Source organism: Sphingobium xenophagum NBRC 107872, assembly GCF_000367345.1.
Classification (GTDB): Bacteria; Pseudomonadota; Alphaproteobacteria; order Sphingomonadales; family Sphingomonadaceae; genus Sphingobium; species Sphingobium xenophagum.
The window spans coordinates 1-2,306 of sequence record NZ_BARE01000123.1 but is presented as its reverse complement, the minus strand read 5'-3'; the positions used below and the strand labels follow the sequence as shown (position 1 = coordinate 2,306).

The 2,306-nt window shown below is 59.7% G+C and carries 1 protein-coding gene; it reads left to right on the top strand.

What is annotated here, in order from left to right:
- Positions 1–584 precede the first annotated feature (584 nt).
- Positions 585–2,306, top strand: a 1,722-nt coding sequence (locus SX1_RS22140) for a reverse transcriptase domain-containing protein (protein WP_255209831.1), incomplete at its 3' end; no start/stop codon positions are given.

Here is a 2,306-nt window from a genome sequence, read left to right as displayed (position 1 = left end):
GGCTACAAGGACAGTGCGCCGTTGTGGCGCTGAAAGGAGTATCAGCAATGATGAGGTAAGTTGAGGAAACCTCTGCCCGCCAAGCTAACCTCGGGTCCGAAAGACCTGAAATCCGGAAACGGACGGGGGACAATAGCATGCTTGGAGTAAGGCCGAATGCGTCCCAGTCGTAAGGGGGCGATGCCGGTCAGGGCAAGACGCGCACGGTGAAGGCTATACTGCTTAAATCCCAGTCTGCAGCGATCTATATAGCGATTCTGGCGAAAGCGACTGACACGCCAGTTCCGGACGATGGCAAGGGTCTCATGTCTTGGCCCTCTGCTCCTCAGCCCGTCCGGCGCGCCTCTCGTCGAGGGGTTCAGTGGATGAACGGGACACCTAACCGCGTCGTATCTCCGATCAGTGTAACTACGGGATGCCCTAAACAGGCGGCTTCGGCCGACCTGCACGGGTACGGAGCCGCCATAGTATTCAAATGCCCGGGGTAATGCCCGGGACAGCTCCCCCATTCGGGGAGACGGTGCATCCGCATAAGGAACGGGCGACCGGGCCGAAAACGGGGACCACCGGGAGAAGGGCGGCAGTTGCGATACTTCAACCGCAAATCATGGGGTGTGCTGATGCTACCTGAAACTGTGATGGCCCGGTTGGAGGCCATTCCGACGCTGGCAGCGTCGGGCAAACGGGTGAATGGGCTTCATCGTCTGATGGGGTCTCGGCTTCTTTGGGAGCAGGGACTCAGCAAGATCGCCTCCAATCGGGGCGCGATGACGCCGGGCGTCGATGGCGAGACCTTCGCGGACTTCGGTCCCGAGGACCTCGATCCGTTGATCGCCAGCGTGACGACCGGAGCCTACAAGCCGAGACCAGTGCGTCGGGTGTTTATCCCGAAAGGCAAGGGAAAGCGGCGTCCGCTTGGTATACCCACGTGTGACGACCGTCTCGTCCAGGAGGTGGCGCGCCAACTTCTCGAAAAGATCTATGAGCCGGTGTTCTCGAACGCCTCGCATGGATTTCGACCGGGGAGATCGTGTCACACGGCACTTGAACATGTAAAGGCCGTCTGGACGGGCGTGAAGTGGCTTGTTGATGTGGATGTCGCTGGATTCTTCGATAACATCGACCATGACGTTCTGCTCACGCTGTTGCGGAAACGGATCGACGACGAGAAGTTCGTTGGCCTGATCGGCGACATGCTGAAGGCGGGCGTCATGGAGGGACGGGTGAACACCCCGACCTACAGCGGCACTCCGCAAGGCGGGATCGTCTCCCCGATCTTGGCAAACATCTACCTGCATGAGCTCGATGAGTTCGTCGCAGGCCGGATCGCCGCCTTCGAGAAGGGCAAGACCCGCGCCATGAATCCGGAGTACCGGAGATTGGCAGCACGCATCGCGAAACAGCGAAAGCGGCTCAAAAGTCTTCAAGCCTGCGACAACGCCGACGAGGTGACGATCAAGGCTATTCTGGCCAAGATCGACATCATGTCGAAACAGATGCGTACGCTGCCGTCGCGAGATGGCATGGACGCCGGATATCGCCGACTCCGCTATTGCCGCTATGCCGATGATTTCCTTATTGGTGTGATCGGTAGCAAGGAAGATGCGCGACAGGTCTTCGCCGAGGTTGGGGCTTTCCTGACCAACGCGCTGGCGCTGAGCGTGTCCGAGGAGAAAAGCGGTATCCGCAAGGCGAGCGACGGCGCCGCCTTCCTCGGTTATGAGGTGCGAACCTACACGGGACGCCAGTGGACGGTGCGGAGCCAGCTTGGCTCGCAGCACTTCAGCCGCAGGCCCCCTTCGGAGGTAATGCAACTCAACGTGCCGTGGGAGAAGGTGTTCGGGTTCGCCTCAAGGAAGGGATATGGTGACATGGCCGTGTTGAAGGCCAGCCACCGGAACGCTCTCCTAAGCTGTAGCGATGTCGAGATCGTCCTTGCCTACAACGCCGAACTGCGGGGGTTTGCGAACTACTACGCTCTTGCGAGAGACGTGAAATTCAAGCTCAACCGGCTTGAGTTCATTCAGCGTTGGAGCATGTTCAAGACCTTGGCGAGTAAGCACAAAAGTAGTGTGCGTGTCGTCGCCGCCCGCATGAGGTCGGGGCAGGAATATAGCGTCGGCTACGACGTCGACGGCCAGCCTCGGTCGGTCAAGGTCTGGAAGCTGATGGATCTGAAACGTGATCGGGTGGACCCGGCCAAGGTGGATATTCCGCCTTGGACGCAAATCTACTCGCACTCACGAACTGACTGGGTCGATCGCCAGAACGCCAAGCAATGCGCGGCGTGCGGGCGGACGGACCGG